At 50.2% G+C, this 6,881-nt stretch carries 6 protein-coding genes and 1 pseudogene; 2 read left to right on the top strand and 5 right to left on the bottom strand.

Going from position 1 to position 6,881, the window contains the following annotated elements; all coding sequences use genetic code 11:
* Window positions 1-277: hypothetical protein (locus tag BLP80_RS15995; RefSeq protein ID WP_218120465.1), on the top strand; the 277-nt coding region annotated here is incomplete at its 5' end.
* On the opposite strand, the gene BLP80_RS14025 is transcribed toward BLP80_RS15995, so the two are convergent.
* The gene (locus tag BLP80_RS14025) at window positions 274-1,722 is read right to left on the bottom strand and encodes a porin (protein WP_090544263.1); all 1,449 of its coding nucleotides are present in this window, start codon (window positions 1,720-1,722) and stop codon (window positions 274-276) included. The two genes, BLP80_RS15995 and BLP80_RS14025, sit on opposite strands and share 4 nt — an antisense overlap.
* Window positions 1,723-1,876: 154 nt before the next feature.
* On the opposite strand from BLP80_RS14025, the pseudogene BLP80_RS14020 reads away from it, so the two are divergent.
* Window positions 1,877-2,183 (top strand): annotated as a pseudogene (locus BLP80_RS14020) (transposase domain-containing protein); the annotation flags it as partial.
* Window positions 2,184-2,592: 409 nt separating this feature from the next.
* Here the strand turns inward: BLP80_RS14020 and BLP80_RS14015 are convergent.
* The 4 genes from BLP80_RS14015 to BLP80_RS14000 all read right to left on the bottom strand — a co-directional run bounded on the left by BLP80_RS14015 (window position 2,593) and on the right by BLP80_RS14000 (window position 6,687).
* Window positions 2,593-2,745, bottom strand: coding sequence for a DUF1328 domain-containing protein (locus tag BLP80_RS14015; RefSeq protein WP_256325120.1), 153 nt, complete (start codon window positions 2,743-2,745; stop codon window positions 2,593-2,595).
* Window positions 2,746-3,236: 491 nt separating this feature from the next.
* Window positions 3,237-4,490: a carboxylate-amine ligase gene (locus BLP80_RS14010; protein WP_256325119.1), complete on the bottom strand. Its 1,254-nt coding sequence runs from the start codon at window positions 4,488-4,490 to the stop codon at window positions 3,237-3,239.
* Entirely contained in the window at window positions 4,481-5,953 is a 1,473-nt protein-coding gene (locus BLP80_RS14005) for a RimK family protein (protein ID WP_090544257.1), read from the bottom strand. The genes BLP80_RS14010 and BLP80_RS14005 overlap by 10 nt, the downstream gene beginning before the upstream one ends.
* Window positions 5,950-6,687: a C39 family peptidase gene (locus BLP80_RS14000; RefSeq protein WP_090544255.1), complete on the bottom strand. Its 738-nt coding sequence runs from the start codon at window positions 6,685-6,687 to the stop codon at window positions 5,950-5,952. The genes BLP80_RS14005 and BLP80_RS14000 overlap by 4 nt, the downstream gene beginning before the upstream one ends.
* Window positions 6,688-6,881: the final 194 nt, after the last annotated feature.

Raw genomic sequence — 6,881 nt, 5'->3', positions numbered from 1 at the left:
TTGTTTGACTGCCTATTTTTGTATCTCCTCCCCTGGCACATGTAATCGATTGATTTATATTTGTTCTTTAGAATGCTTTAAAAACGAGGGATGCTCCGAGATCAGGTTGTCTGAAGCTGAAGTTGGCCGGGCGCAAGAAAGTCAGCGGACAGCTTCGGTTTGTTACCGCGAATTACGATCTGGTGCGCATCGGAAGTCTGGCCGGCGGGTGGACGACTTCGCGCACTGCGGTGGATGCACCATACTGGCAGCCTTTTTGTTCATGAATGCGATTTAAAACGAGAAATCCCATTGTAGCCAGTATCGCTGATTCGATTTGTCGCCAACGGTTAGATGGCTAACTTGAAAATTCACCTTGTTTAAATGGCCATTAAAGAAATAAGTCATTATTCCGCTGGCTTCCTGTTGCAGATCGTCGTTATTGAAATTGACATTAGGATCAACGAATGCATACCGTCCGGCGAGCTCTAGATTCTTGGGTATGATCGGGAAAATGTAGTGGGGAAAGTATCCAGCTTGAACCAAACCACCCATAAGGTTGGTTTTTCGCGCAGGATCGCTTCGCTCTTTACGGGTATCGACGACTTCTTTCCAGTGCATTTCGTGTTGAACAGAAAAACCCTGCCATTTGAAACGGACTTCCTCCAGCATCTGATTGATGCGGTACTGCCCATCTTGTCCTGGGCTGAAGCCAGGCAAATCCCGGCAACTCCTGCTGTCGGTCTCGAATGCCGTGCATTTGCTGCGGTTAGTGGCGGCTGCGAATGCGAAATTGAGTGCTGGCTTTTCATGAAATTCAATATCAGACTGGGAAAAGGGCATTTCCCCACCCAGTGCATTCCACTGCAGTCTGCCAGAGTACATCATACGATCATCGTCATTGCTGCGTTCGCCTACACCCAGGCCAGTAAAGACGCCGGTATAATAGCTGATATCGTGCCAGCTGCCGGGAAACAGATTGCCGAATATTTGCGCTCCCTGCTGCCGGTCTACCGTGAAAATATCGTTGACGATAGAGCGGTTGGCGAACTGCTGATTGCCGGAGGAGCTGACCCGCTCGTCGTTATAGAAGACCTTGCCGCGGCCTACCCACAATTTAGCCCATTTGAATTTATCCATGGTCAAGCTTAAATCACGCAACACCGGCTGAGACCAGTCATACTGCAAATAATATTGCAGCCATGGCCAGTAGGCGTACCCTTTGAGTTTGGTCCGCGCCCGGCGGATCATGAATGAACTTTCATCGCGCTCCAGATCGCTGACTGAGCGCGGATCGCTGTCAAATGGATCGGCATACCTGACTTGAATCCGGTTCTGGATGGCCAGCGAGAATTTGTCATTATCGGTTCTGAATTCAAACCCGTTCTTGCCATAACTGACATTGGCAAAGCGGTCCTGTGATTTAGATTCCGCCTTGTCAGATTTTTTTTCCTCTGCAGCTTGGACAGGCTTAATTTCTTCAGTTTTTACCTGCGCTGCACTGTCAGGCGCCACTGGCGCGGTAACGGTAGTCGTCGCCGATTCCAGTTTCTCGAGTCGTTCCAGTTTCTCATCCAGCGCCTTCAGTTTTGCATCCAAGCGCTTTTCAATGGCCAGAAGCTCCTGCTTATAAAGTTCTGGATCTCTCAATTCTTCCGCTGAAACGGGGCCGATCAGAATCAGACCGGACAACACCCATTTAGCTGCGTGAGACACCCGTTGGAAGGGAAATTGCTTGCTCATGGATTGCACACTTTCTTTACTATCAAGGAGGCTAATTATGTCAGCTTCAGTCAGCGTCAACAAACAGCCTTCGAGAGAAGGGGGCGCTACCCTTCCTTGAATTCAGCACATAGAACCAAAAATTCAATCGCGGAATTTGGGGCAAACTGCCAATGGCGGTGGTTCTGCCAAAGCGTTAGACTATACGCTGAAACGCTGGCCGAGCCTGATTCGTTACGCACAAAGCGGCCACCTGTCCATCGACAACAACCCGGTTGAAAATTCAATCCGGCTCAGAGCGCGCCGGCCAGCGTGCAGCTGCTATCCAAACTTTGTTCGGCACCGCTCAACTCAATGGACTGGACCCATCTGCATGGCTCAACGATACGCTCACTAAACTCCCTGCCTGGCCCAATAGTTGCATCGATGAATTGTTACCATTGACACCGGAATTCATTAAATCACTAACGCAGAAAGAATAACAGTCGGTAGCACCGGACGCTTACGTAGAAACCAGAGTAGGTAACAGAAAATTTATGCAACGTTCAGGATAGATGGTCTCTCAGCGTATCTATCAATACGCTGATCGGCTCAAAAAAACTGTTTCCATGTATATCAAGCAAGGCGAACCCTCACCTCAAAAAAGTGCAACCGCTTAAGTCATCACACCCTCCATGTCTGCGTAGTGTGAGCGAGATAAGGGGGCACACTCATTAGCCTTGCTCATATTTGCGGTAGAAGCGGCGGTGAAGATCATGTACCTGCTTCGTGAGGCCAGGTACTGGATCCTCCACCACTACCTCAGCAGGGTCTGGCCCCGCCGCAAAAACCTCGCACTCCCCTTCATAGGTAACCAGCGCAAGGGTATAAGGTTCTTTCTACAGAATAAAATTAGATCGGTGGTGGACGTCTTCCGATTACCCAGAATAGGATGGCTAGAATGAGGCCAACCACAAATAAAATCCAGGCCATTTCAATAGCAATACTCATTACGCCAGTAATGCCTAAAAGACCTGCAATTATGGCTATTACCAGAAAAACCATTGCTAAATTTATCACGATATCACTCCTTATACGTTTAGCCCCCAGTTTTGAAATTCCAGCTCAACACACGATTGGAGCCATGATCATTTCTGGTGTATGACCGGAGAAGGAGGCAGTGTGACTTGCTAACAAAGATCTAATCTCACCAGATCAACTCTTGAAATAGGAAAACACTGCTATGACGGATAATAAACCAGACGAGTATGATCCGCTACAGGAAGTCTTCTGAGAAGATATACTTAAAATACTAGCTGGAGTTGGAGTAGTCCCATTTTGATGGATTATTTTTTGTAGTTCAAGGCAGAACGTATTTTTGCGTCCAGAACCAGCCCCCTCGCAATGTTCCACGGGCATAACTACGATGACTACGCGGCAAAGACTTGAAGCTGCAAAAAATGAGGTAGATATTGACACGGTGTGCGATAGCCAATGTGCTCACCGCTGTTGACAAAATGAGTCGTTGAGGTCACATCTTCCTCTCTGCCCTGGCTTTAACCTATTCCACGAAACAGCCGTCCCTCAGCCAAACAATCGCACAGTTCACGGTAAACGGCCTGTAGTCGTGTCTGGCTAAAATCTTGATCGATTACGCGTAAAATGCGACGCGCCAGGGGGCCCTGTTCCAGGATAGTGGTTAATGCCTCTTGCCAGGGTTGCCTCGTCTGCTCCGGTATCATCGATACGATGAGATGCTGCCACAGCTCACGTGCTTCACAATGTTGTAGAGAAAAACCCAGCAGCGCCAGATATTGATGATCAGTGATCCTGGCTTGCTCACCATCCCGGATGCAGTCATGCAGGATCTTGACCAGAGCATCCGTGCTGATCGCCTGCTGATCCGCGAGTGCTGCGGTTCGTTGGTCATACAATGCATGCACGATGTCACGCACGACCGCGGCAATGGCCAGATCGGCATACGGGCATTCCTGCACATCGATTACCCGGATTTCAATGGCATTGCGAACGAAACGGGCCACTGCACCCCGTACATTGAGCCATTCGTGCTGCAATACGCCCTCTGAATCCAGCGCTGCGATTTCACGGTACATCGGCGCTAGAATCTGCGTTTCATATGAGGCATGGGTGGTGATCGTATCGGGTATTACTTTACCCATCGTCGAGGGAATTTTCATTTGATGCGTCAGGTAATGCGCCATGCGGCCATCCAGAAAACCGGCATGATGCCCTTCGGTTATCGGTGAGCTCGCTGCCAAGGCAGGCAGAATGGGTAACAGCAGCCGGATGGCGGTATGCAGGCGGGCAAACTCGGCATCGTCAGCAAACGGCATATTTAAGTGCATACTCTGCAGGTTGGCCCAGCCATGCCGCTTGCAATTAAAAATACGATCATAAGCGCGGTAAATTTCTGCGTTGTCACGCGGCCACAGCGCTGTCTCCAACCGGGGATCCATCCAGGGATGCATGGCAGACGGCATCAGCTTTGCGCTCAGGGATTCAAGCTCACGGTTGATGCGCTGGATTTCGCTTTGAAACAACGCGGGAAGCGATTCAATCACCGGTTCGGGATGAGCATTCTTGAGCTCAATCAGATGCAGCACGATTTCATTGGACCAGGCCAGCCGGCCATGTTCGACCTCGGAAGCATATTCGCCCGAGAGTTGGTGCAGCAATTTATCCGCTATGGGCCGGATGGAAAGATACTCGCGGTCGACAATCATGTACTCCAATTCAATGCCGTAGCCGGAAAAAGCGGGCAAAGCAGGCAATGCGGCCTTCACCGCCACTCTCCCTGCTTGTGCCTATCCAACCGATGCAAGAATACCGTCATGATCTGCTGATACAGATCATCCTGGAGAATGCCGTCTTCATTGCCGGCATCGACATTGGGATTGTCATTGATTTCAATGACGTAACAGCGCTTGCCGACCTGCTTGATATCCACGCCATAAAAACCATCACCGATTAAATTGGCTGCCTTGAGCGCCATCTTCACTACTTTGGTTGGCGCTTCCTCCAGTGACACTGCTTGCGTCAGCCCTTCGACGTAATCGCGTTTCTGTCCTCCATGTTTGACGATCTGCCAGTGCCCCGGCGCCATGAAGTACTTGCAGACGAATAGGGGGCGACGGTCGAGTATGGCCACCCGCCAATCAAATTCAGTCGGCAGATATTCCTGGGCAACAATCAACTCCGATTTGCCCAGCAACTCGTTTACTTTGCAGCGCAATTCTTTTTCTGTCTCGACCTTGGCTACTCCCAGCGAGAATGAGCTATCCGGCTGCTTGAGCACACACGGCAAAGTGAGCGTGGGGATGACCTGTTCGACATTGTCTCGATGCACCAGCAAGGTTCTCGGCACAGGAATGCGGCGGCGGGTCAGTAATTCAGCCAGATAAACCTTGTTGTTACACTTCAGGATGGAATTCGGATCATCGATCACGACCAATCCTTCGGCGGCAGCCCGCCGCGAAAAGCGATAGGTGTAATGGTTGACATAGGTGGTATCGCGAATAAACAGCGCATCAAATTCGGGCAATCGGCCAAAATCAGTACGCGTAATGAATTCGACATGCATTCCCAGGTTCTCCGCAGCCTTCTCAAATTGTTTCATCGCCTTGGCATTGGACGGTGGCTCAGGATCGTTGGGATCACGCAAAATGGCTAAATCGTAGCGTGGCGCAATCAGTCGGGGTGACCACGGTTTACGCCCCGAAAAATAATCTGTGGCAGCCTGCACCACAAAATCCTGGTGTTGCGGCGGAATATCGCTCGCTGCAATGGTCTTGATGCTACGAAGGCGCCACTGGCCATCGTGGCGATCGAAATAAGCACGCAGCAACGGCGCTTGCAACAAATTAAACAGCTGACGGCTGAGCTGATCGTAATGTTTGGCCACATTGTGACCAAAATAAATGCTGAGTTCGAAATGCTCAGATTTGATCGCTGACAGGGATTTTTGTATCCGCTCATCCAGATTCTCAGTAATCAATCGCACTAAACCTGGAGATTGCAGATCCTCGATCGCGTTCACTCGGGGAAAAGGCTTATGCCCGCGTGCCTCTGCGAGCAGCGAAACATAGTAGCCAAGGCTCTGGTAGCGGTAGGATTTACACAGATTGAATACCCGTGCTCTAAGCTGGCTGCCGTAAGCTGGATCGGTCAGATATACTCTTGCAGACACCACCGTGACATCGGGAATAGCCAGCGGCCAGTCACGAGGATTGCTTACAACGATGAGGATACTCATGGTAATTCAATCGCTGGTTGCTCGAGGGTGTGTGGCGGATGGATGATGAGCAAGTTAGAATCATACGTCACGATTCCTAACAGAATCGCGCCGATCACCCGGTCGATATTGCTCCAGTATTCCTGAGTCGGTCCATAGGGATCGGCCACGAGCAAGGTGCGTTTGGTACGGTTATAGCCATTGATGACTACGAAATGCCCAGCAGGAGAACCGCGTATATCATCCGGCACATCATCTGGCCCATGCTCGCGCGCAACACGGTACAAAAACGTCGAGCTCAAGCCAGTCAAAATCGGCAGGCCACGACGCAATAGACCATGAATCAGTGAATGAGAGAGATCCACCAGCCGTAGCTGCCCGCCCAGACTGAGGAATTCCAAATAGCCTTCGGTCACGTAGCGCAACCTGCGATCCGTTTTGGCTTCACGCTGCTGTCGCAATCGCCCGGCAATATCTACCCCTGCAGCGAACCAGGTCGGGTCGAACACCTTCAGATTATAGGTATAGATCGTAGTCTGAAAACCATTGCGTAACGCATCACATGCCAGAAAAACATCAAATGTGCCGCTGCCGCTTTCCAGTTTGCGCGTGCGGGCAATAATATCTTCCAGTGAGTCGTGCTTCCCCCAATAGTGATAAACCGCATGCAGGCAGGTCGGGCCACAGGTGGTCTCATCGGGCTGCGGCAGTATCTTGACGGGTAAGTAATGTATCGGCCTCAGCTTGGCAATCATTCTGATCGGTATCCTATGAACAAGCTCCTTATCATGTTAACCCATCTTTAACCTCATCCTGCTAAATTCTCTCCCTTTTTCCGTTTCGTATATTTCTAACTAACTGATATACAAAGCTTTGTATTTTGTGGCACGCTCAAATACGTAATATAGTGCCATAATATTATGGAGATATCTTGTTTTATCCTCCGCTT

The sequence above is a fragment of the Nitrosomonas sp. Nm132 genome (genome assembly GCF_900100485.1).
In the GTDB taxonomy this organism is placed as follows: Bacteria; Pseudomonadota; Gammaproteobacteria; order Burkholderiales; family Nitrosomonadaceae; genus Nitrosomonas.
The sequence above is the reverse complement of the archived record's forward strand: the minus strand, read 5'-3'. Positions and strand labels throughout refer to the sequence as shown.

Coding starts and splice junctions, on each gene's coding strand:
- BLP80_RS14025 (WP_090544263.1), bottom strand. CDS start 1,722: ATGAGCAAGCAATTTCCCTTCCAACGGGTGTCTCACGCAGCTAAATGG.
- BLP80_RS14015 (WP_256325120.1), bottom strand. CDS start 2,745: ATGGTTTTTCTGGTAATAGCCATAATTGCAGGTCTTTTAGGCATTACT.
- BLP80_RS14005 (WP_090544257.1), bottom strand. CDS start 5,953: ATGAGTATCCTCATCGTTGTAAGCAATCCTCGTGACTGGCCGCTGGCT.
- BLP80_RS14000 (WP_090544255.1), bottom strand. CDS start 6,687: ATGATTGCCAAGCTGAGGCCGATACATTACTTACCCGTCAAGATACTG.